Raw genomic sequence first — 24,068 nt, 5'->3', positions numbered from 1 at the left:
AGGGAAAGGCCCTTTCGAACGATGTTTGACGTCGAGTCCGACCGGACGTCCGCTTCCGGCATACCCGTCACGGGTGGGCAATCCGGTATCTGGCTCGCCCAGCGGATCGACCCGGACAGCACCGCCTACAACATCGTGTTCGCTCTGGACCTGCGCGGCGACATCGACCTCGACCGCCTGGCCGCCGCCGTGCGGGGGGCGGTCGGGGAAGCCGAAAGCCTGCACGTGCGGATCGGCCCCGGCGACGACGGACCGCGGCAGACGCCCGCACCCGTCCCCTTCGACGTCCCCGTCGTCGACCTGCGACGTGCCTCCGATCCCGGACGGACCGCCGCCGACTGGATGGACGCCGAGCGCGATCGCCCGGCAGATCCGGCCCAAGGCCCGCTCTTCGCCCAGGCCCTGCTGCGCCTGGCGGACGACCACGTCGTGTGGTACCAGCGCTATCACCACATCGTCACCGACGGCATGGGCGTCGCGCTCATCACGCGCCGGGCCGGGGAGATCTACACCGTCGGCGACCGGCCTCCCGCCCCCCACGACTGGCGGATCTCCCGCCTGGTGGACGCCGACCTGGCCTACCGCGCCTCGGATCGCCACCAGGAGGACCGCGGCTACTGGCTGGCCCGCATGGCCGACCGTCCCGAGCCCGTACGCCTGGTGGAACGTGCCCCCGCGCTCATGACGCGGCGGCTGCGACGCACGTCGGAGCTGTCCCCGGTGGACGCCCAACCCCTGTACGCCGCCGCGCGGCGGGCCGGCACCCGGGTCTCCCGCCTGCTGCTCTCGGCCGTGGCCGCCTACCTGCACCGGGTCAGTGGTGAGCGGGACCTCGTCCTCGGCCTGCCGATCGCCGCCCGCCAGGACACCGAGTCGGCCGGCATCCCCGGCATGGTGTCCAATATCGTCCCGCTGCGGTTGTCCGTCCGCCCGGGTACGACCGGCGCCGCACTGCTGGCCGAGGTCCGTGACGCGGTCACCGAGGCGGTCGACCACGGGCGCTATCGCGCCGAGGACCTGGCCAGGGAACTCGGCCTGGCCGACGGCGTACCCGAACTCGTCGGCCCGACGGTCAACATCCTGCCCCGCTCCGACGACCTGCGGTTCTCGGACCACGAGAGCGGACTCGAACCGGTCTGGCTCGGCCCGGTCAGCGACCTGGCGTTCAACTTCGCCGAGACCGGGGGAGGGCTCGGCATCCGCGTCCATATCGACGCCGACGCGGACATGTGCGACGAGGAGACCCTGCGTGCTCACGAGCGCCGCTTCCTGGCCCTGCTGGCCGACCTGGCCGACGATCTGAACCGCCCCGTCGGCCGCGTCGAGCTGACCTCCGGGGCGGAGCGGGGCCGACTCCTCGACGAGTTCGGCGTGTCACCGCGCGAGACCGCCGAGCTTTCCTGGCCCGCCGCGTTCGAGCGGCAGGTCCGCCGTACCCCGGACTCCGTCGCCCTCGTCTGCGAGGAGCGGGAGCTCACCTACGCCGAACTGAACGCGGCGGCCAACCGGCTGGCCCGCCTCCTCGCCGCCCGCGGCGTGGGCGCCGAGGACGTCGTCGCCGTGGCCATGCCGCGTTCCCCCGAACTCGTGGTGTCCCTGCTCGCGGTCATGAAGGCAGGGGCCGCCTACCTGCCGCTGGACGTCGACCACCCGCGGGACCGTCTCCGCTACATGCTCGATGACGCCGGGGCGCGCACCGTCATCACCACCCGAGAACTGTCCGACGTACTGCCGAAGGCCGCCGGCGTCGGCCATCTGCTCCTCGACGACCCCTCCGTGGCCTCCGAGTGCGCCGCCCTCGACGCCTCGGACCCGGGTGTGCCCATCACCGTGGGCCAGGCCGCCTATGTCATCTACACCTCGGGCTCCACCGGCCGGCCCAAGGGCGTCGTCGTCTCCCACGACGGCGTCGGGAGCCTCATCGCCACCGCCACCGACCGCATCGGCATCACGTCCGACAGCCGCGTCGTCCAGTTCGCCTCCGCCGGCTTCGACGTGACGGTCTGGGACCTGATCATGTCGCTGTGCGTCGGCGGTCGCGTCATCGTCGTCCCCACCGAGCGGCGCGTCGCCGGGCCCGCCCTCACGGAGTACATCGGGCGCCATCGCGCCACCCATATGATCCTGCCGCCGTCCCTCGTCTCGGCCCTGCCGGGAGACCGCGACCTGCCCGACGGCGCCGTGCTGATCGTCGGCACCGAGGCCGTGCCCGGCGAGCTGATCGCCCGCTGGTCCGGCCGGCTCCAGGTGGTCGTCGCGTACGGCCTCACCGAGGCCACCGTCAACTCCACCCTGTGGATCGCCACTCCGGACAGGCCGGGACCCGCTCCCATTGGCGAGCCCGACCCCAACACCCGTGCCTATGTGCTCGACTCCGCGCTGCGCTGTGTGCCGGTCGGTGCCGTGGGCGAGCTGTATGTCGCGGGACGCGGCCTCGCCCGCGGCTACCTGGGCAGGCCCGGGCTCACCTCCGAACGCTTTGTCGCCGACCCGTACGCGGCCGAACCGGGCGCGCGGATGTACCGGACGGGCGACCGCGTGCGCTGGGCAGCCGACGGCAACCTGGAGTTCCTGGGACGCGCGGACGGGCAGATCAAGATACGCGGCCACCGCATCGAACCCGGCGAGGTCGAGAGCGCCTTCATGGCCTGCCCGGGCATCGCCCAGGCGGCCGTCCAAGTCCGTGAGGACCACCGCGGCGCCAAGCGGCTCGTGGCCTATCTGGTGGCCGAGGCCGGTACGGACCCGGACGCCTCCCTGGCGCGCGCCCGCGCCCGGACCGCCGAAGCGCTGCCCGACCATATGGTCCCCTCCGCCGTCGTACGCCTGGACGGACCCCTGCCGCTGACGCCCAACGGCAAGCTCGACAGCCGGGCCCTGCCTGAGCCGCGGTGGACCGCGACGGCCGGCGGCGACGCGCCCACCACCCCCGACGAGACCGCGCTCGCCGGGCTGTTCGCGGACGTGCTCGGCCTGCCGTCGGTCGGCGTCCACGACAGCTTCTTCGAGCTGGGCGGTGACAGCATCGTCGCGATCCAGTTGGTCAACCGCGTCCGCGACGCCGGGCTCGTGATCACCCCCCGTGACGTGTTCCGGCAGCGGACCGTGGCCGCGCTCGCCAGGACGGCGGGCCGGGCCGACGCGGTCCGGACGCCGACGGAGGACCGGACGGCCGCACGGGCGGCGCTCGACCGGGACGCCCTGCCCGTCTCCCCGCTCCAGGAAGGATTCTTCTTCCACGCGGAGTTCGACCCGGAGGCCGGCGACCTCTACGTCGTCCAGGAACTCCTCGACCTCGAAGGCGCCCTCGACCCTGACCGGCTGCGTCGGTCGCTCCAACTGCTGCTCGACCGGCACCCGCTGCTGCGCGCCTCGTTCCGCCAGCTCCCGGGCGGCGAGGTCGTCCAGCGGATCTCCGACGACGCGCCCCTCCCATGGCGCGAGGCCGACACCGCGGCCACCCCGCTGGAGGAACTGCTGCGGCAGGACCGCGCCGAACGGTTCGATCTCGCCCGGCCGCCGTTGATACGGGCCACTCTGATCAGGGACGGGCAGCGTCGGCGGCTCCTGCTCACCCTGCACCACATCATCGCCGACGGCTGGTCGGTCTCCGTCCTGCTGCGCGAACTCACCGCCGCGCACGCGGGGGTGGACCTGCCGGAGCCGCCCGCCCCGGAGCCGTATCTCTCCTGGTTGGCCCGCCGGGACCGCGACGCCGCTCGCGCCGCGTGGCAGCGGGCCCTGGCCGGTCTCGACGGCCCCACCCGGCTGCCCGCCGCCTTCGCGACCGGCGTCGACCAGAGCGCACCGGCCGCCATGCCCGAGCACGTGGACGTCAGGCTGCCCGAGTCGCTCACCACCGACCTGACCGCCTTCACCCGCGGTCACGGCCTCACCCTCAGCACCGTCGTACACGGTGCCTGGGCCCTGCTCCTCGGTGGTCTGACCGGCAGCCAGGACGTGGTGTTCGGCACCACCGTCTCGGGACGTACCACCGAGGTGGAGGGCCTGGACAGGGCCGTGGGCCTGTTCATCAACACGGTGCCCACCCGGGTCACCCCGCACGCCGGAGAGTCGCTCGTCGACCTGCTGCGGCGCGTCCAGGACGAGCACGCCGCCCTCCTGGACCACCAGCACCTCGGGCTCACCGAGATCCAGCGGATCGCGGGCGGCGGTGAACTCTTCGACACGCTGGTGGTGTTCGAGAACTTCCCGTCCGGTGACCAGTCCACCGGAGAGGACCACGAGGCGTTGCGTGTCACCGGCGCCGAGGTGTTCGACGCCGTGCACTACCCGCTCGCGCTGATCGTCGAGCCGGGCGGCGGCCAACTGTCGCTGCGCCTCAAGTACGACGCGGTCCGGCTCGACCCGCTGTCCGTGGCGGTGATCGCCTGCCGGTTCGAGAGACTGCTGCGGACCCTGCCCGCCGACCCCGCCCGCCCGGTCGCCCGGACCGGAACGCTGTCCGACAGGGAGCGGGAGCGACTGACCGCGCTGAACGCCACCGCGCACGTGCTGCCCGACGCGGATGCCACGCTCGCCTCGCTCTTCGCCGCGCGGGTGGCACGGACCCCGCACGCCCCCGCGGTCGTCTTCGAGGACACCACCCTGACCTACGCCGAACTGGACCGGCGCGCGGAGGCGCTGGCCCGGCGGCTACGGGCACGCGGCGCAGGCCCGGAGCGGTTCGTCGCGGTCGCGGTGCCCCGTTCCGCGGAGCTGATGGTCGCGCTGCTCGGCGTGCACAAGGCGGGCGCCGCCTACCTGCCCGTGGACCTCGACTACCCCGCCGACCGGGTGGCGTTCATGCTCGCCGACTCGGCGGCCCGTACCGTCGTGACCACCGGCGACTCGGCCCGGCGACTGCCCGACGTACCGGGTCTCGAACATGTCGTCGTGGACCACGACGAGGAGGTCCCCCAGACGCCCGGTGCGCAGGCGGGACCCGATCACCCCGCGTATCTGATCTACACCTCCGGCTCCACCGGGCGCCCCAAGGGCGTCACCGTCACCCACCGCGCGATCGTCAACCGCCTCGCCTGGATGCAGGGGGAGTACCGCCTCAGCGCCGACGACCGGGTGCTCCAGAAGACCCCGTCCAGCTTCGACGTGTCCGTCTGGGAGTTCTTCTGGGCCCTGGTCGAGGGCGCGACCGTCGTCCTCGCCCGGCCCGACGGCCATCGCGATCCGGCCTATCTGGCCGAGCTGATCCACGCCCGGCGGATCACGACGACACACTTCGTGCCGTCCATGCTGGCCGCGTTCGTCCAGGCGATGGACGCCGCCGACGACGCCCCGGACTGGACGGCGAGCCTGCGCCGGGTGTTCGCCAGCGGCGAGGCCCTGACCGGCCCGGACGCCCGCCGCTGGTGGGAGCTGACATCCCGGCACGGCCGGGGCCCGGTACCGCTGCACAACCTGTACGGTCCCACCGAGGCGGCCGTCGACGTGACGCACTTCGCGTACGAGGGCGGCGCCGAACTCGCCGTTCCCATCGGCCGCCCCGTGTGGAACACCCGGTTGTACGTGCTCGACGCCTTCCTGCGCCCCGTCCCGGACGGTGTGCCCGGCGAACTGTATCTGGCCGGGGTCCAGTTGGCCCGTGGCTACCACGACAGACACGGCCTGACCGCCGAGCGGTTCGTCGCCGACCCGTTCGGCGAGCCCGGCACGCGCATGTACCGGACCGGGGACCTGGTCCTGCGCCGCGCCGACGGCGCCGTCGAGTACCTGGGTCGCACCGACCGGCAGGTCAAGATCCGCGGCAATCGCGTCGAGCCGGCCGAGATCGAGGCCGCGCTCGTCGCCCTGCCGGGTGTCGCGCGCTCCGCTGTGATCGTCCGCGACGGGACGCTCCTGGGCTACGCCGTACCCGCTCCCGGCGCGGTCCCGGACGCCGAGGTCCTCCACCGGGCGCTCGCCGAGGCACTGCCCGCGGCGATGGTGCCGACGGCCGTCGTGGCCGTCGACGAACTGCCGCTGACGCCCAGCGGCAAGCTCGACCACAACGCCCTGCCCTCGCCGTCCCTCACCCCCGGGGCGGGCGGCCGGGCACCCCGCGACGAGCGGGAACGCGCCCTGTGCGAGATCTACACCGATGTCCTCGGCCACGCCGGGATCGGTGCCGACGACGACTTCTTCATGCTCGGCGGCGACAGCCTCACCTCGATCGCCGTCGCCACCCGCGCCCGTGAAAGGGGACTGACCATCAGCCCGCGCGATGTGTTCGAGCGCCGCACCCCCGCCGCGCTCGCCGCCGCGGCCGTGAGCGCGCCCGCTGATCCCGCTGATCCCGCCGACCCCGCCGACGCCGCCGACGCCGGCCCGAGCGGCCCCGAGGCGCCCACGGACGGTGTGACCGTGTCCGCCGCCGAGGCCGGGCAGGCCGCCGCGGCACTCCAGGCCATGCTCGCCCAGCAGCAACGCTCAGGGGCGGCGGTCGACCCGGCCCTGAAGGCGCTCCTCGACCAGCTGACCACCGCCGTGCCGGCGGCGCCCCCGGCCCCCGCCCCGCTGGGCGGGCTGGAACTGTCCGCGGAGGAGAACGCCCGCGTCGAGGCCGTCGCCGGGCTGCCGCTCGCCGACATCTGGCCGCTCTCCCCGCTCCAGGAGGGCATGTACTTCCACGCCACCTACGACGCGGGGGACGCGCTCGACGTCTATCTGTCGCAGGAGACCCTGGACTTCGACCACCGGCTGGACGCGGCCCGGCTGCGCGCCGCCTGCCGAACGCTCCTGGAGCGCAACGCCGGCCTGCGCGCCGGATTCACCAGCGACGGCCTGTCCCGGCCCGTGCAGTTCGTCGTGGACGGTGCCGAGGTCCCCCTGGTGGAAACCGATCTGTCCGGGCTGGCCACCGAGGACCAACACGCCCGCGTGGCCGAGTTGTCGGCCGCCGACCGCCGCGAGCGCTTCGACCTGGCGGCGCCGCCGCTGTGCCGCCTCCAGCTGATCCGGCTCGGGGACGGCCGCGACCGGCTCATCGTCACCCACCACCTCATCCTGTGGGACGGCTGGTCCGCGTGGCTGTTCATGGAGGAGTTGTTCACGCTCTACGAGCGGGACGGCGACCCCACGGGTCTGCCCGCCCCGGGCTCGTACCGCGACTACCTGGCATGGCTGGACGAGCAGGACACGGCCCAGGCCGTCGGCGCGTGGCGCGGCGCGCTCGCCGGTTTGGGCGAGCCGACCCTCGTCGCGCCGGTGGGCCGCGACGCGGGTCCGGTCATCCCGGCCGACTTCGACGCGGTGCTCACGCGGGAGACCAGCGACCGGCTGCGCGCCCTGGCCAGGCGGCACGGTCTCACCCTGAACACGGTGCTCAACGCCGCCTGGGGGCTGGTCCTCTCCGCGATGACCGGCCGCGACGACGTCGTCTTCGGCACGGCGGTCGCCGGACGGCCCGCGGAGGTGCCGAACGTCGCCGGCATCATCGGTATGTTCCTCAACACCGTCCCGGCACGGGTCGGGTTCACCCCGGACGAGCCGCTGCTCGACCTGCTCCGGGGCATGCAGTCCGAGCGGGCCGCGGTCATGCCGTACGAGTACGTCGGACTCGGCACGCTCCAGCGGGAGACCGGCCACCGACGGCTCTTCGACACGCTCTTCGTGCTCCGCTCCGCCGACGGCGAGGACCGGGCGGCGGCGCTCCGGCAGCGGTACGGCATCACCGATGTGTCGAACGTGGACGGTACCCACTTCCCGCTCACTGTGATCGTCACGCCCGAGACCCGGTTGCGAGTGACCCTGGCGGCCCGGCCCGACCTGTTCGGCGCGCAGGCCGCCACCACGATCCTCGGCCGGTTCACCACCATCCTCGAAAGGCTCGGGGAGGCCCTCGCCGCCCCGGACGCCGCCTCCGCCCGTACCGTCGGCGTGGACCTGCTGCTGCCCCCGGAGCGCGCCGCGCTGGCGGCCGAGTGGGCCGCCGGCCGGGAGCCGGTGCCGAACGAGACCGTCGCGGACATGCTGACGGCGCAGGTCGCCCGCACCCCGGACGCGGTCGCGCTGGTCTTCGGCGAGCGGTCCCTCACGTACGTCGAACTGGACGCGCGCGTCAACCGGATCGCCCGCCTCCTGCTCGCCCGCGGCGCGGGGCCGGAGAAGGTCGTGGCGCTGGCGCTGCCCCGGTCCATCGACATGGTGGCCGCGCTGTTCGCCGTTCTGCGGACGGGCGCCGCGTACCTGCCGCTCGACCTGGACCACCCGGCCGACCGGCTGCGGCTGATGGTCGAGGACACCGGACCCCTGTGCCTCGTGTCCACCGCGGCCGTCGCCCCGACCCTGCGCGGGGACGCCGGTGCGGTGGCGCCCGAACTCCTCCTGGACGACGAGGCCGTGGCCGCCGAGCTGGCCGCCCTGCCCGGTGGGGAGATCGCGGACCGCGAACGGTCCGCGTTCGCCCACGACGTCCCGGACCGACTGGAGTACCCGGCGTACGTCATCTACACCTCCGGCTCGACCGGCCGCCCCAAGGGTGTCGTCACGCCCTACCGGGGGCTGACCAATATGCAGCTCAATCACCAGAAGGAGATCTTCGACCCGGCCATCGCCTCGGCCGGCGGGCGTCGGCTGCGCATCGCCCACACCGTGTCCTTCGCCTTCGACATGTCCTGGGAAGAACTCCTCTGGCTCGTCGAGGGCCATGAGGTCCACATCTGCGACGAGGAGCTGCGCCGCGACGCCGAGGCGCTGGTCGCCTACTGCGACCGGCACCAGGTCGATGTGGTCAATGTGACCCCCACCTACGCCCAGCTGCTCATCGAGGAAGGCCTGCTCGACCGGGACGAAACGGCCGGGAAGCACCGTCCGGCGCTGGTCCTCCTCGGCGGCGAGGCCGTCTCCGACACCGTGTGGACCAAGCTGCGCCGCACCGAGGGCACCTACGGCTACAACCTGTACGGGCCGACCGAGTACACCATCAACACCCTCGGCGGCTCGACGGCGGACAGCGCGACCCCCACCGTCGGCATTCCCATCCGCAATACCCGCGCCTACGTGCTGGACGCGATGCTGCGCCCCGTTCCGCCGGGCGGCCCCGGCGAGCTGTACATCGCGGGCACCGGTCTGGCCCGCGGTTACCACGACCGTCCCGCGCTGAGCGCCGAACGGTTCGTCGCCGACCCGTTCGGGGAGCCGGGTGAGCGGATGTACCGCACGGGTGATCTCGTACGGCGGCGGCCCGACAGCCTGCTCGACTTCCTGGGCCGTACCGACGACCAGGTGAAGATCCGCGGCTACCGGATCGAACTGGGCGAGATCTCCTCGGCCCTGTCCGCGCACTCCGAGGTCGCCCACGCGGCGGTCGTCGTGAACGAGAGCACCGGAACGCCGCGCCTGGTCGGCTACTTCGCCCCGGAGGACGGCACGGAGGTGGGGGAGAAGCTGCTCCGGCGGCTGCGTGAGCACCTGAGGGAGGGGCTGCCCGACTACATGGTCCCGTCGGCGCTCGTCCCCGTGGCCACACTGCCGCTCACCGTCAACGGCAAGCTGGACGTACGCGCCCTGCCCGCCCCGGACTTCACCGGAACGGGCACGAGCCGCGCCCCCCGCACGCCGCGCGAGGAGACACTGTGCGCCCTCTTCGCGGAAGTGCTCGGCCTGCCGGAGGGCAGCGTCGGCATCGACAGCGACTTCTTCGAGCTGGGCGGCCACTCACTGCTCGCCACCCGTCTGGTCAGCCGGGCCCGCACCGCCCTTGACGCCGAACTCGCGATCCGCGACCTGTTCGAGGCACCCACCGTCGCCGAACTGGCCGCCCGCGCGGCCCGCCCCGCCGGCCCCGCCCGTCCGGCGCTGACCGCCGGTGTGCGGCCCGACGCACTGCCGCTCTCGCACGCCCAACAGCGGTTGTGGGTCATCCAGCAGATCGAGTGCGCCTCCGCCGCCTACAACTTCCCGCTGGTCATGCGGTTGCGCGGGGTCTTCGACGCCGAGGCGTGGCGCGCGGCCCTCACCGATGTGACGGACCGTCATGAAGCCCTGCGTACGGTGTTCGTGGAGCCCGACGGCCAGGCGGCTCAGAGCGTGCTGGCCGCCGGGGAGGCACGCCCGGTCGTGACGCGGCTGCGCGCCACCGAGGACGAGGTGCCCGCCATCGTCGACGAGGCCGTCAACCGGCCGTTCGATCTCGCCGCCGAACTGCCGTTGCGTACCACGATCGTGGAGCTGACGCCCGAGGACCATGTCGTCGTCCTGTTGCTGCACCACATCACCACCGACGAGTGGTCGGACCGCCCGTTCCTCCGTGACCTGGCCACCGCCTACGCGGCCCGCGTCCGCGGCGGGGCGCCGCGGTGGGAGCCGCTGCCGGTCCAGTACGCCGACTACGCGCTGTGGCAGCAGCGCCTGCTCGGCGACCCGGCGGACACCGGCAGTCTGGCGGCCCGGCAGCTGGAGTACTGGCGCGCGGCCCTGGACGGCGCCCCCGAGGAACTGGAGCTGCCCACGGACCGGCCGCGACCGGCACGGCCGACGTTCTCCGGCGCCGAACTGGACATCGCGTTCGACGCCGACGTCCACGAGGGGCTGAAGCGGCTCGCCCGCGAGAGCGGCGCCAGCATGTTCATGGTGGTGCACGCCGCCGTGGCCGCGCTGTTGTACCGCATGGGCGCCGGTACGGACATCCCCCTCGGTTCGACCATCGCGGGGCGCGGCGACGAAGCGCTGGACGATCTGGTCGGCTTCTTCGTCAACACGCTCGTACTCCGTACGGACCTGGGCGGTGATCCGAGCTTCACCGAACTGCTGGCCCGGGTCAGGGAGACTGACCTGGCCGCGTTCTCGCACGCGGACGTGCCGTTCGAGTCGGTGGTGGAAAAGCTCAACCCGACGCGCTCACTCGCCCGGAACCCGCTGTTCCAGGTGATGGTCGGCTATCACGCCCGGACCGGCGACGGACTGGAACTGCCCGGCCTGCGAGTGGACCATGTGCCGTTCCGTGTCCGCTCGGCCAAGTTCGACCTGGTGTTCAGCTTCACCGAGCACACCTCGGCCGACGGCGGAGCGGACTCCCTGAGCTGCCGCCTCGAATTCGCCACGGAGCTGTTCGACCACGAGAGCGCCGAACGCCTCGGCGATCGCCTCCGGACGCTCGTCGGCGCCCTCGTCGCCGCCCCCGAGCAGCCCGTATCGCGGGCGGAGATCCTCGCCCCCGACGAGCGGCGGATGGTCCTGGAAGGCTTCAACGCCACGGCCCGCGAGGTCGACGAGGAGTCGTTCCCCGCGCTGTTCGCACGGCGGCTCGCCGAGCGCCCCGACGCGGTCGCCGTCGTCGAGCGCTCCCGCTCCGTGACCTACGCGCGGCTCGACGCCCGTGCCAACCGCGTGGCCCGGCTGCTGGCGGCACGCGGTGTGGGCGTCGGCAGCGTGGTCGGTGTGGCCGTGCCGCGCTCGGTCGACATGGTCGCCACGGTGCTCGCCACGATGAAGCTGGGCGCCGCGTTCCTGCCGCTCGACCCGGTCCACCCGGCCGACCGCCTCACGTACATGATCGAGGACTCGCGCGCGGCCCTCGTGGTCGGCACCGAACCGGTCGCGGGGAAGATCCCGGAGGTGGCGGGCGTACCGCTGGTGCTGCTCGACGAACCTTCGGTGGCCGCCGAGCTGGACACCGCGCCGGAGACCGCGGTCGACGGCAGGCGGGTCGGCCTCGACCAGGCCGCCTACGTCATCTACACGTCCGGTTCGACGGGCCGCCCCAAGGGCGTGGTCGTCCCGCACGAGGGCATCGCCGGCCTCGTCGCCACCGCGGTCGACCGGATGGGTCTCGAACGCGACAGCCACGTACTCCAGTTCGCGTCGATCGGCTTCGACGTCTTCGCCTTCGAGCTCTCCATGGCGCTGTGCCAGGGAGGCCGGCTCGTCCTCATCACGGACGAGGCACGAGTCGCCGGCCCGGCCCTCACCGACTTCCTCGCGGACCAGCGGATCACTCACATGATCCTTCCGCCGTCCCTCGTATCGGCCCTGCCGCCGGGCTGCGAACTGCCCGAAGGGTCGACCGTCCTGGTCGGTACGGAAACGGTGCCGCCGGACCTGTTCGAGCGGTTCGCCGAGAGGGCCCATCTGATCTGCGCGTACGGGCTCACCGAGGCGACGGTCAACTCCACGCTGTGGCCGGCGCGCGAGTACGGCGGACGCCCGGCCGGCCGGGTGCCCATCGGGCGGCCCGACCCCAACACCCGCTGCTACGTACTGGACGACAACCTCCGGCCGGTCCCGCCGGGTGTCGCGGGCGAGCTGTATGTCTCAGGGCGCGGCCTCGCGCGCGGCTACCTCGGCAGGCCCGGGCTGACCTCGGAGAGGTTCGTGGCCGACCCGTACGGCCCGCCCGGTGCCCGGATGTACCGCACCGGTGACCGTGCCCGCTGGCGCGCGGACGGCAACCTCGACTTCCTCGGCCGGGTCGACACCCAGGTCAAGGTCCGTGGCTTCCGTATCGAACTCGGAGAGATCGAGGCGGCCCTCGCCGGACATCCCTCGGTCGCCCAGGCCGCCGTGGTGCCCGACCGTGACGGCGACATCGTCCGGCTCGTCGGCTACGCCGTGCCGGAGGCCGGGGGGCTGGACCCGCGGGAGCTGCGCGCCCATGTGGCCGGTGTGCTGCCCGAGTACATGGTCCCGGCGCTCGTCGTGCCGCTGGACGGCCCGCTGCCGCTGACGCCCAACGGCAAGCTGGACCGTAAGGCGCTGCCCGCGCCCGACTGGACCGCGATGACCGGCGGCGCGCTCCCGGCCACCGGGACGCAGGCCCGGCTCGCCGATCTGTTCCGCGAGATCCTCAAGCTGGAGAAGGTCGGAATCCACGACAACTTCTTCGCGCTCGGCGGCCACTCCATGGCGTCGATGCGGCTCTTGGCCCGTATCCGCGCCGAGTTCGGGGTCGAGCTGAGCATCCGGGACGTCTTCGACGCCCTCACCGTGGCCGGTCTGGAAGGCAAACTGAAGGGCGCGGCGACCGCCCGCCCGGCACTTCGCCCGGCGGAGGACCGCGGCCGATCGCGGGCGGCTGCCCCGGTCCAGCGCTGGCAGTGGGACGCCCACCGCCGTGACCCCGGCTTCGATCACGCGCTCGTGCTGCGCTCGTCCGGCGCTCTGGACGTGGACGCGCTGTCCGCCGCGCTCGGCGATGTGGCCGCCCGTCACGAACCCCTCCGTACGGCGTTCACGGAACGGGACGGCGCGCTGCACCACCGGGACGCCGAGCCCCCGGCCCTGATCCGGGAGGAGTGCGAGGACCTGGAGGCCCGCCTCGCGGAACTGGCGGCCGGGGCGCCGGAGCCGGCCCGTGAGGCACCGCTCAGGGCCCATCTGCTCACGGCGCCCACCGGGCAGCAGGCGCTGCTGCTGACCATGCACTACCTGGCGGTGGACGAGTGGTCGGTCGTCCCGCTCTTCCGTGACCTGACGGCGGCGTACGCGGCCCGTCAGGAGGGCCGGGCGCCCCACTGGCGGCCGCTGCCGGTCTCGTACACGGACTACGCACAGTGGGCCCGCGAGGCCCTGGGCGATCCGGGCGATCCGGACAGCCGGGGCGGCCGGCAACTCGCCTACTGGCGTGAGACGTTGAAGGATCTGCCGGCCGAGCCGGCACTCCCGACCGACGGCGCGCGCTCGTCCTCGCCCGGCGCGGGCCATGTGGGCTTCGTCCTGGACGAGCGGACGCACGCGGCCGTCGACGATCTGGCCCGGGCGACCGGCACCAGCATGTTCATGGTCCTGCACGCCGCCCTGGCGACGCTGCTCACCGCGCACGGCGCGGGTACCGACCTGCCCATCGGCACGATGGTCGCCGGCCGCACGGACGACCAGCTGACCGACCTGGTGGGCTGCTTCTTCAACACGGTGGTGCTGCGCACCGATCTGGCGGGCGACCCGACCTTCACGGAACTGCTGTCCCGCGTACGGGAGACTACGCTCAGCGCCCTCGACCGGCAGGACGTCCCGTTCGAGGAGGTCGTACGGGCGACCGGACTGCCTCCGGAGGGCCCGCGGGTGATGGTGATCCACCATGAGCAGGCGGACCTGGAGGGGCTGGAGGGCGGTGTCGGCTCCCTCGACGCCGTACCCACCGGTTCGACCCGGGCCCCGCTGACCCTCAGCTTCTACGAGCCGCGCGGCGACGGCCCCGTCCACTGCGGCCTGATCCACGCCACCGACCTGCTCGGCACCGCCAAGGCACGGCGGCTCGCCGACGAACTCCAAAGGCTGCTGCGCACCGTGGTGGCCGACCCGGAACAGCCGCTCTCGGAGCTGTTCACCGCCCTGTCCACGAGGAGTGACAACGCATGACCACCAACCCGTTCGAGGACCCGCGGGGCCGCTTCCTGGTCCTGGTCAACGACGAGAATCAGCACTCGCTGTGGCCGTCCTTCGCGGAGGTTCCCGCCGGGTGGCGGACCGCCTTCGGCGAGGACACGCGCGAGGCCTGCCTCGCGTACGTCGAAGAGCACTGGACGGACCTGCGCCCGGCGAGCCTCATCGCTCAGCAGGGCTGACCTGCGGACCGGGACGCCGCCGCCCGTGGAGAGGGTTCTCCACCGGCGGCGGCGTCCCGGTGCGTGGTCCGTCCTCGCGGTTCTCCTCCGTCCACGCGGTTCTCCTCCGTCAACGCCAAGCTCCCGCCCGGATGTCCTGGGCGGGAGCTTCGCGCGAGGTCCGGACGGGACGGACGCGGACGGGACGGACCCTTACGCCGGGACCGCTGGTTCCTGGCGGCTGTCGGACCACGCCGACCAGAGTTCGGCGTAGCGGCCGCCCGCAGCGACGAGTTCGTCGTGGGTGCCCGTCTCGACGACGCGGCCCTCGCTCAGTACGACGACACGGTCCGCGGTCGCCGCCTGCGGGAGACGGTGGGCGACCAGCACGCCCGTACGGCCCTCCAGCGCGCGCAGGGCGGCCGTCTCCAGCACCCGGGCGCCCGCGCTGCCCGCGTCGGCGGTGGCCTCGTCCAGGATCGCGATGGGCGGGTCGGCGAGAACGAGGCGGGCGAGGGCGAGTTGCTGGGCCTGGGTCACCGTGAGGCGATGGGCGCCCTCACCGACGACCGTGGCCAGACCGTCGGGCAGCGCGTCGACCCAGTCCGCCGCGTCCACATGGGCGAGCGCGGCGCGCAGCTCCTCGTCCGTCGCCTCGGGGCGGGCCAGTCGCAGATCCTCGGAGAGCGGGCCGGCGAAGACGTGGACCTCCTGGCTGATCAGGGTGACGGACTGCCGGACCCCGGCCGGTCCCAGGTCCTGGGAGTCCACGCCGCCCAGGGAGATCGCGCCCGCCGTCGGGGTGTGGACGCCCGCGATCAGCTTCGCCAGCGTGGTCTTGCCCGCGCCGCTGGCACCGACCAGGGCCACCCGTTCGCCGTCCCGCACTTCCAGGTCCACCGCGCGGAGCACCGGGTGACCGGCCACGTACGCGTGGCCGAGGTCCACCACCTTGACCGAGCCGTCCACCGGCGCGGCGGCCCGCTCGTCGGGCTCCCGTTCGGCCGGGAGCCCCGATACGCCGACGAGACGGGCGAGGCTCGCCCCGGCGGACTGGGCGTCGTCGATGAGGAAGAGCGCGGCGTTGATCGGGTTGAACAGACCGTGGAAGTAGAGCGCCGCCGCGGTCGCCGTACCGATGCTCACCGAGCCGTTGTCGACGAGGAGGAATCCGGTGACGAGGATCGACGCCATGCCGATGAACTCGGCGATGTTCAGGCGGGAGAAGAAGCCCGAGACGAGGCGCATACCCCGCGCCGCCAGGTCCACGGCGGCCTGCGACCGCTGCTCCAGCAGCTCCGCGTGACGCCCGTTCAGACGAAACGCCCGTACGGTGCGCACCCCGCCGACGCTGTCGAGCAGCTGGTGCTGGAGCGCGCCGGTCGCCACCCGGTGCGCGGCGTAGACGCTCGCGGCGCGCGGGATGTACCAACGCACCGTCAGGACATGCACGGGCGCGGACACCAGCACCGCGAGCAGCAGACGCCAGTCGAGGACGGCGAGACCCCCCAGGGTCAGCACGATGGTGAGGAAGGCGCCGATGAATTCGGGCAGGGCCTGCCGTACCGCCCTCGCGATGAGGGTGACATCAGCGGTCACCCGCGAGGTCAGGTCGCCGGAGCCGGCCTGCTCGACCCGTTCCAGCGGCAGTCGCAGCGCCCGTGCGATGAACCGTTCTCGCAGGTCCGCGAGGACCGTCTCGCCGAGCCTGGCGACGAGGGACTTGCCGATGGCGGTCGCGACGGCCCTGGCGACGGCCACCGCCAGCAGGAGCAGCATCGGTACGGTCAGCGCGCTCGCGCCGCGCTCGTCGACGACCAGGTCCACGATGTGGCCGAGCAGCGGCGCGGTCAGCAGCCCGATGCCCGTGCCGACGACCAGTACGGTCACCGCGCCCACGGCCAGTGGCCGGTGACGGCGCAGTAGTCCACGGACGACGGCGAGGGTCTGGGCGCCGGTGGCGGTGGGCAGGAGTGCGCGTTCGGGCGTGCCGGGTCCGCTCATCGTCCGTCCGTCGTCCTTCTTGTCTCGGTGCCGAGGATCCGGGTCCCGCGGGTCCTGGTCGTGCGGGTCCTGGTCGTGTGTGTCTCTGTGCTGAGCGTTCGTCATGCCAGCACCGCCGCGCGGTACGTCTCGTGGGCGCCGGCCAACTCGGGATGGCTGCCCCGCGCGGCCACCCGGCCGTTGTCGAGCATGACCACGACGTCGGTGCCGGCGAGCAGGGCGGGGCTGGTGGTGACCAGGATGGTCGTGCGGCCCCGGCGCAGGTCCCGCAGCCGGGCCGCGATGCGGGCCTCGGTGACCGTGTCGACGGCGGTGGTCGGGTCGTGGACGACGAGGACCGGCGGGTCGGCGGCCAGGGCCCGGGCGAGCGCGACCCGCTGGCGCTGGCCGCCGGACAGCGACCGGCCTCGTTCGGTGAGGACGGTGTCGACTCCCTCGGGCAGGGCCTGGGCGACGTCGTCCGCCGCCGAGGCGGCCAGCGCCGGGCTCATGTCCACTGCCTCGGTGTCCGCTCCGGCCCGTACGTTGGCGAGGAGGCTGTCCTCGAACAGGTCGGCGTCGTGGTGGGCGACCAGGATGGCGCGGCGGACCTCGCCGGGGTCGAGATCGCTCAGTGGTACGCCGTCGAGTTCGACGGTGCCTTCGGCGGGGTCGAGTTCGCGGCCCAGGCAGAGCAGCAGATCATTCGCGGCGGCCGGGTCACGGGTGACCACACCGACGAGGCCGCCGGGCGCGATGTCGAGATCGACGCCGCGCAACGCGCCCTGGGTGAGGCCCCGCAGCCGCAGTCGCCCGAGGACCGGGTCGGGAAGCGTGGCCGCCCCGGCCACGACGGCGGGAGGCGATGCGAGGATCTCGGCGATCCGGTCGGCCGAGGCACGGCCCTGGGCGAACTCCCCGTTGACGAAGGTGAGGAGCTGGAAGGGACCGAGAAGGTACTGGGCGAGTCCGACGGCCGCCACCAGCTCACCCACGCTGATGGTGCCTCGCATCGCCAGATGAGCGCCGACGAGTCCGATGACCGCGATGAAGATGCCCGTCAGCGCGAGGATCGCGCCGTCGTGCCAGGCCCGGCTGTTGGCCGCCCGCAAGGCGGCGGACAGCGAACTCCGGCTGGTCTCCCGGTACCGGGAGACCGCCGCGGGCTCGGCGCCGATCCCCTTCAGTACGCGCAGGCCGGCGACCAGGTCGGCGGCGACCCCGGACGCGTGGGCCGCCTGTTCCTGCTCGGTCTCGCTGCGCCGTTCGAGCGGGCGGCTGATGAGATGGCCGATCCACAGCAGGGGCGGCACGCCGAGGAGGACGAGCAGACCGAGCGGCACGGAGATACGGAGCAGTGCCACCGCGCTGATGACCAGCCCGGCGATCGCGGACAGACCGTACGTCAGCGCGGAGGCGACCGAGCCGACGCGTCGGGCGTCACCGGTCGCGACGGCGGTCAGCGCGCCGGGCAGCCGCCCGGAGTCGGCGCCGCCCCGGGGATCGAGCACCCGGGTGGCGAGGTCCTGCCGGATCCGGTGCGCGGCGCCCTCGCCCGCGCCTTCGGTGAGCCGCGCGGAGTTCCGGTAACACGTGGACAGCACGAGGAAGAGACCGGCGAGCACCAGCAGCCAACGCAGCAGGGCGGCGGAGGAACCGGTCGCCACCGCCTCGTCGATGACCAGACCGACGACCACCGGGACAAGGGCCTCGCACGCCTGGTGCGCCATGCCGAGGAGTGACGCTCCGACGACACGGCGGCGCTGGTCGGCGAGCGCTCTCCGAAGGACATGGCCCCCCGTTGGTCCTCCAGCGGGCATGCGGCGCCTCCATAAGAACAAGGGGGATAGTTAGGTAAGCCTAGCTTAATTACGGTCCGTGCCAAGGGTGCGCCCGGGGCTCCGCGAGGGCTCGTGGTACGGGCGTCGGCGCAGGCCGCGCCCCCGCGTTGACCCCGTCGCGACTGTACGGTTAGGCTCACCTAAGTTGCATCGTTCGTATGTCATATCGCTTGCGGCACACCAATGTTCAACGCCTCGTGCGGTGCGCGGGGCGCGCGAACGCCGCCGGGGGAGTGGTCCTTGTCTGTCGAAGCCCGGGCGGCGTCCGGAAGCGAGACCGGTGGTCCCGTCGTGCCCGCGGCACGTCCGGCCGCCGCGGCCCTGCGCGGTCTCGGGCTTCTCGTGACGCTCGGCGCGCTCGTCCTCGTCTCGCTGGTCAGCGTCTGGGTGGGCACCAGAGGGATTCCGTTCGCCTCCACCTGGGACCTCCTGTGGCGCCCTGACGGGTCGGAAGCCGCCGTCATCATCCACGACTACCGGATCCCCCGTACCCTCCTGGGCATCCTCGTCGGAGTGGCCCTCGGGCTGTCCGGCGCCCTGATGCAGGCCCTGACCCGCAATCCGCTCGCCGACCCGGGACTGCTCGGGGTCAACCTGGGCGCCTCCGCCGGAGTCGTCGTGGCCATCGCGTTCATGGGCGTGGCCGCGCCCCTCGGCTATGTGTGGTTCGCCCTCGCCGGGGCGGCCGTGGCGTCGGTGGGTGTCCATCTCCTCGGCTCCTCCGGGCGGAAACTGGCCACCCCCGACCGGCTCGTCGTCGCCGGAGCGGCGGTGACCGCGGTGCTGTACGCCTTCAACTGGGGGGTGCTGCTGTTCGATCCGGAGGCGTTCGACCAGTTCCGGTTCTGGACCGTGGGCTCTCTCGCGGGCCGGTACTACGACATCGTGTTCCTCGTCCTGCCGTTCGTCGCCGTAGGAGTGGTCATCGCCTTCCTGCTGGCCCCGTCCCTCAACGCGCTGGCGATGGGCGACCAGTTGGGTCGCGCCCTGGGCGTGCGCGTCGGCCGTACCCGTGTGCTGGCGGCGGTCGCCGTAATGCTGCTGTGCGGCGCCGCGACCGCGGCCGTCGGACCGATCGGCTTCGTGGGGCTCGCCGTTCCCCATGTCGCCCGGTTCATCTCCGGAACCGATCAGCGCTGGGTGTTCGCGTACTCGACACTGCTCGCACCGGTCCTGCTCATCGGCTCGGACGTGCTGGGCCGGGTGCTCGGCGCGCCGGGCGAAGTGCAGGTCGGCATCGTCACCGCGTTCATCGGGGCGCCCTTGTTCATCGCGCTGTGCCGTCGTCGAAAGCTGGTCATGCTGTGAGCGCCGCCCAGGGGGCGGAAGCCTCCGTGCCCGGATCCGTCAACACCCCCGCCCCCCGCGTCATCAGCGACCGGGTCGTCCGCATCGGACCGGGCGGGGTCTCGCTGCGGGTGCGGGGCCGGGTCCTCGCCGTGACCGTCCTGCTGCTCGTCGCGCTGGTCGTCGTCGTGGGGATCACCCTGACCACCGGTGACCTCCCGCTCTCCGTCGGGGAGGTCCTCAAGGCGCTGACCGGGAGCGGATCCGCCTCCGCCGACTTCGTCGTCAACACCCTGCGCATGCCGCGCATCCTGACCGCGGTGTTCGTCGGCGCGGCCCTCGCGGTGAGCGGGGCGATCCTGCAGAGCCTCACCCGCAACTCCCTCGGCAGCCCCGACATCATCGGCTTCACCAACGGCTCCGCCGTGGGCGCGCTCGTCGTCATCATCGTGCTGCACGGCAGCATGACCCAGATCGCGTTCGGCGCGCTGGTCGGTGGTCTCGCCACGGCGCTCGCCGTCAACCTCCTCCTGGTCGGCCGCGGTTTGCAGGGTTTCCGGCTGGTCGTCATCGGGATCGGCGTCAGCGCCCTGCTGCTCGCCGTCAACTCGTATCTGATCACCCGGGCGACCTTCCAGGAAGCGCTGGAGGCCCAGGCATGGCTGATCGGCAGTCTGGGAAACCGGCTGTGGACGCACGCCAACGCCATCGGTCTCGCCCTCGCCGTACTGCTGCCGCCGGCCTTTCTCCTCTCCCGCCGCCTCTCCATGGTGGAGATGGGCGACACCACCGCCATGGCGCTCGGCGTCGATGTGACACGCACCCGCACCATCCTCCTCATCATCAGCGTCGCCCTCGCCGCGTTCGCCACCGCCGTCACGGGGCCCATCTGGTTCATCGCCCTGGCCGCGCCCCAAGTGGTCCGGGCACTCACCCGGTCATCCGGCCCGGCGCTGCTGCCGTCCGCGCTCATGGGCGCCGTCCTCCTCGCCCTGAGCGACCTCGTCGTGCAGCGGGTCTTCGCACCCGCGCTCCTTCCGGTGGGCACGGCGACCGGCGCCATCGGCGGGCTCTACCTCATCTGGCTGCTGATCACCGAGTCGCGAAAGAGCCGCGCATGACCGCGAAAGAGCCGCGCATGACTGGAAAGAACCGCCCTCGGCCCCGGCTGCGTGCCGAGGACCTCACGCTGTCCTACGACCAGCGGACGGTGGCCACGTCCCTGAGCGTCGACATCCCCGATCACTCCTTCACGGTGATCATCGGGCCGAACGCCTGCGGCAAGTCGACGTTGCTGACGGCGCTGGCCCGGATGCTCAGGCCGAAGGCCGGGCAGGTCTATCTCGACGGCGCCGCCATCGCCTCGTACCGTTCCCGTGAGGTCGCCCGCCGCCTCGGCCTGCTCCCGCAGTCCTCCAGCGCGCCGGGCGGCATCACGGCCGGCGACCTCGTGGCCCGCGGCCGGTACCCCCACCAGCGCCTGCTGAAGCAGTGGTCCGCCGAGGACGAGGCGGCTGTGACCGAGGCGATGCGGCAGACCGGCGTACTCGAACTCGCCGACCGTCCCGTGGACGACCTCTCCGGCGGACAGCGGCAGCGCGTCTGGCTGTCCATGGTGCTGGCGCAGCAGACCTCCATCCTCCTGCTGGACGAACCGACCACCTTCCTCGACATCGCCCACCAGGTCGAGGTGCTCGACCTGTGCGCCGAACTCCACGCCCGCAAGGGCCACACCGTCGTCGCGGTCCTGCACGATCTCAACCAGGCATGCCGCTACGCCACTCACCTCATCGTGATGCGGCCGGGCGGCATCATCGCCGCCCAGGGAGACCCCGCCACCGTCATGACCGCCGAGCTCGTCGAGGACGTGTTCGGCCTGCCCTGCCGGATCATCGGCGACCCCGAGACCGGCACTCCGCTGATGGTGCCGGCCGCCCCCCGGCGGTACGAGCCCGAGACGGACGCGGCCGACCTCCCGTACGACGCGGCCGGCGCCATGCTCGCCGAAACCTCTTTGACCCGGATGGATTCCGCATGACGCTGTGCACGAGGCTGACCAACGCGCGCGTCCTCACCATGGACCCGGAACGGCCGGTCGCTCACGACCTGGGCATCTGGCGGGGCCGGATCGTGGGCCTGGACGAGGCCGTGACCTCACTGCCCGCCCGCGAGGTGATCGACCTTCAGGGCGCCACCGTCCTCCCGGGATTCATCGACAGCCATGTCCACCTCGCGTGGACGGGGCTGAAGGCGAGCTCCCCGAGCATCGCCGGTCTCGAACGCGTCGAGGATGTTCTCGCCGTCGTGGCGGACGCCGCCTCCCGCCCCCACGCACCCGGTGCGTGGGTGCACATCGGTGGGTACGACCAGCGAGTCCTCGGACGGCACCTGACCGCGGCTGATCTCGACCCGGTCAGCCAGGGCCGCCGGGTGTTCGTGATGCACGATTCCGGTCACGCCTGTGTGGTCAACAGCGCCGTGCTCGACCTGCTGTCGGCCGACGTTCCCCATGACAACGGCGTCCTCGTGGAGAGTGCGATGAGCGCCGTACGCCGCCTGCGACTGCCGTACTCCCAACGGGAACTCGCCGACGCCATCGAGTACGCCGCACGCGCCTGCCTCGCCGAAGGCATCACGGCCTGCGCCGAGGCAGGCATCGGCGGCGGCCTGCTGGGCCACAGCCCTGTCGAGCTCGGCGCCTATCAACTCCTGCGCGACCAGGCTCGTCTGCCGCTGCGGGTCCAGCTCATGCCGGGCGCCGACACCCTGCGGCCACTCGGCGCGCACGAGAACGACGGCATCCCGCGCGCGCTCGACCTCGGCCTGCGCACGGGGTTCGGCGACGACTGGCTGTCCATCGGCGCTCTGAAGATCTACACCGACGGCGGCATGATGGCCCGTACGGCCGCTCTCACGGCCCCTTACGAGGGGATGACCCACACGGGCCGCCTCCAGGACGACCCGGAGCACCTCACCTCCCTCATCGTCGACGGCCACCTGGCCGGCTGGCAGCTCGCCGTCCACGCCATCGGCGACCGCGCCGCGGATCTCGCCCTGGACGCCCTGGAGCGGGCGCAGACGCTGAGGCCCCGCACCGACGCGCGCCACCGTATCGAGCACGCCGGGCTCATCCGGCCGGACCAACTGCCCCGCTTCGCCCGGCTCGGACTCGCCGCGGTGATCCAGCCCAACTTCCTGCGCTACTTCGGCGACGACTACGCCACGATCATGGGCTCGGAGCGTGCGCCCTGGATGTACCGCGGCCGGGCCTTCCTCGACCATGGCGTCACGCTCGTCGGCAGCTCCGACCGCCCCGTCACCGATGGATCGCCTTTGCGGGCCATTCAGTTCATGGTCGAGCGGGCCTCGCTCTCGGGGCAGCTCATCGGGCCGGACGAGGCGATCACCGTCGACGAGGCGCTGCACGCCTACACCCTCGCCGGGGCGTACGCCGCGCGATGGGACGACAGCGCGGGCAGCCTCACCCCGGGCAAGCGCGCCGACTTCGTCGTCCTGGGCGACGACCCGCACCATGTCGAGCCCTCCGGAATCGGCGACATCGAGGTCGTGGCGACCTTCGTGGATGGACGCGAGGCGACGGAGAGCGGGAAACTGTGAGCCCCCGGTCGACGGCGCCCCGGTCGACGGCGGTGACGAAGACAGGACTTGGCTGAACACTTAGGTAAGGCTAACCTTACTCTGACTGTGTTTCATCGAGGTGAAACGGCGCACCAACAGGGTGTCTCACGCGATGGAGCCGAGGAAGGAACGCCTTGATCACGGCCAGGCCGCGCCCCGCCACGCGGCTGTCTGACGCGACCCACCCGACACGTCCGCCCGCCGTGCCCGTCAGCCGGGTGCGTCCGGGCCGCACCCGGGACGCCGCCGCGCTCGCCGCGCTCTCCGAGCCGTTCGTACGCTCCGGCGCGCTGCGTGCCCGGCCGTTCCAGGTCTACGCCTGGCAGGCCGGTGATTTCCTGGTGGCCGAGGCGCCCGACGGAACGCTGGACGGCTGCCTGGCGCTCCGTGTCCACCCCGAACCGACACGCGACGGGCGTGCGGCCGGCGTTCTGTACAACTTCTGCGTCGCGCACGGACGGCAGGGCAGTGGTCTGGGCGCACGGCTCCTGGCCGGGGCCTTCGCCGAGGGGCGTGCGCGGGCGCTGGACACACTGTTCACCGCGACGACCGGAAGCGGCCGGGTCTTCCTCCACCACGGCTTCGCGCCGGTCTCCCCGCACCGGGCCCCGGAGACCTGGGCGCGGTCGCTGGATCCGCGGCGCGGCGCCAAGGTCCTCGCCCGCGTCCTGTGACCAGCGGCGCTGTCGCCGCCGGTCATGCGCTCCCGCACGGCGGCGTCGAGGCCCGACCCGTGTCAAGGCCCCAGGTCCTGTCCGGTCGATCTTCGCGGGCCCGCGACGCCTGGCACCGCACCTCGCCGCGTTGTCGGAGTCGCCCAAGTACGTCCAGTACATGGGCG

9 protein-coding genes are annotated in these 24,068 nt (G+C 72.7%); 7 read left to right on the top strand and 2 right to left on the bottom strand.

Translation table 11 applies throughout. The features are described 5' to 3' along the window. Nucleotides 1-21: 21 nt before the first annotated feature. Both ABTZ59_RS15950 and ABTZ59_RS15945 read left to right on the top strand, forming a co-directional pair. Nucleotides 22-14,292, top strand: a complete 14,271-nt coding sequence (locus ABTZ59_RS15950; protein WP_351396765.1) for a non-ribosomal peptide synthetase — start codon at nucleotides 22-24, stop codon at nucleotides 14,290-14,292. Then, nucleotides 14,289-14,498, top strand: coding sequence for an MbtH family protein (locus ABTZ59_RS15945; RefSeq protein WP_249950224.1), 210 nt, complete (start codon nucleotides 14,289-14,291; stop codon nucleotides 14,496-14,498). The genes ABTZ59_RS15950 and ABTZ59_RS15945 overlap by 4 nt, the downstream gene beginning before the upstream one ends. A gap of 192 nt (nucleotides 14,499-14,690) precedes the next feature. On the opposite strand, the gene ABTZ59_RS15940 is transcribed toward ABTZ59_RS15945, so the two are convergent. Both ABTZ59_RS15940 and ABTZ59_RS15935 read right to left on the bottom strand, forming a co-directional pair. Further along, a complete protein-coding gene (locus ABTZ59_RS15940) occupies nucleotides 14,691-16,586 on the bottom strand; it encodes an ABC transporter ATP-binding protein (protein ID WP_503002917.1) in 1,896 nt (631 codons plus the stop codon). Beyond that, nucleotides 16,583-18,280 (bottom strand): ABC transporter ATP-binding protein, encoded by a 1,698-nt coding sequence (locus ABTZ59_RS15935; protein ID WP_351396762.1) that lies wholly within the window; start codon nucleotides 18,278-18,280, stop codon nucleotides 16,583-16,585. Before ABTZ59_RS15935 ends, ABTZ59_RS15940 begins: the two co-directional genes overlap by 4 nt. Before the next feature lie 261 nt (nucleotides 18,281-18,541). On the opposite strand from ABTZ59_RS15935, the gene ABTZ59_RS15930 reads away from it, so the two are divergent. The 5 genes from ABTZ59_RS15930 to ABTZ59_RS15910 all read left to right on the top strand — a co-directional run bounded on the left by ABTZ59_RS15930 (nucleotide 18,542) and on the right by ABTZ59_RS15910 (nucleotide 23,901). Next, nucleotides 18,542-19,609 carry a FecCD family ABC transporter permease gene (locus ABTZ59_RS15930; protein ID WP_351396759.1) on the top strand — a complete coding sequence of 356 codons (1,068 nt, stop codon included), beginning with the start codon at nucleotides 18,542-18,544 and terminating at the stop codon, nucleotides 19,607-19,609. A 26-nt stretch (nucleotides 19,610-19,635) separates the two neighbouring features. Then, on the top strand, nucleotides 19,636-20,709 hold the full coding sequence (locus ABTZ59_RS15925) for a FecCD family ABC transporter permease (RefSeq protein ID WP_351396757.1): 1,074 nt from the start codon (nucleotides 19,636-19,638) through the stop codon (nucleotides 20,707-20,709). Between the two features lie 17 nt (nucleotides 20,710-20,726). Then, a complete protein-coding gene (locus ABTZ59_RS15920) occupies nucleotides 20,727-21,626 on the top strand; it encodes an ABC transporter ATP-binding protein (protein WP_351396754.1) in 900 nt (299 codons plus the stop codon). Further along, nucleotides 21,623-23,206 carry an amidohydrolase gene (locus ABTZ59_RS15915; protein WP_351396751.1) on the top strand — a complete coding sequence of 528 codons (1,584 nt, stop codon included), beginning with the start codon at nucleotides 21,623-21,625 and terminating at the stop codon, nucleotides 23,204-23,206. Before ABTZ59_RS15920 ends, ABTZ59_RS15915 begins: the two co-directional genes overlap by 4 nt. A gap of 155 nt (nucleotides 23,207-23,361) precedes the next feature. Beyond that, nucleotides 23,362-23,901: a GNAT family N-acetyltransferase gene (locus tag ABTZ59_RS15910; protein ID WP_351396748.1), complete on the top strand. Its 540-nt coding sequence runs from the start codon at nucleotides 23,362-23,364 to the stop codon at nucleotides 23,899-23,901. Nucleotides 23,902-24,068: the final 167 nt, after the last annotated feature.

Source organism: Streptomyces sp. NPDC094034 (assembly GCF_040303865.1).
In the GTDB taxonomy this organism is placed as follows: Bacteria; Actinomycetota; Actinomycetes; order Streptomycetales; family Streptomycetaceae; genus Streptomyces.
Note: the sequence above shows the minus strand (reverse complement) of the source record. Positions and strands in the feature narration are given on the sequence as shown.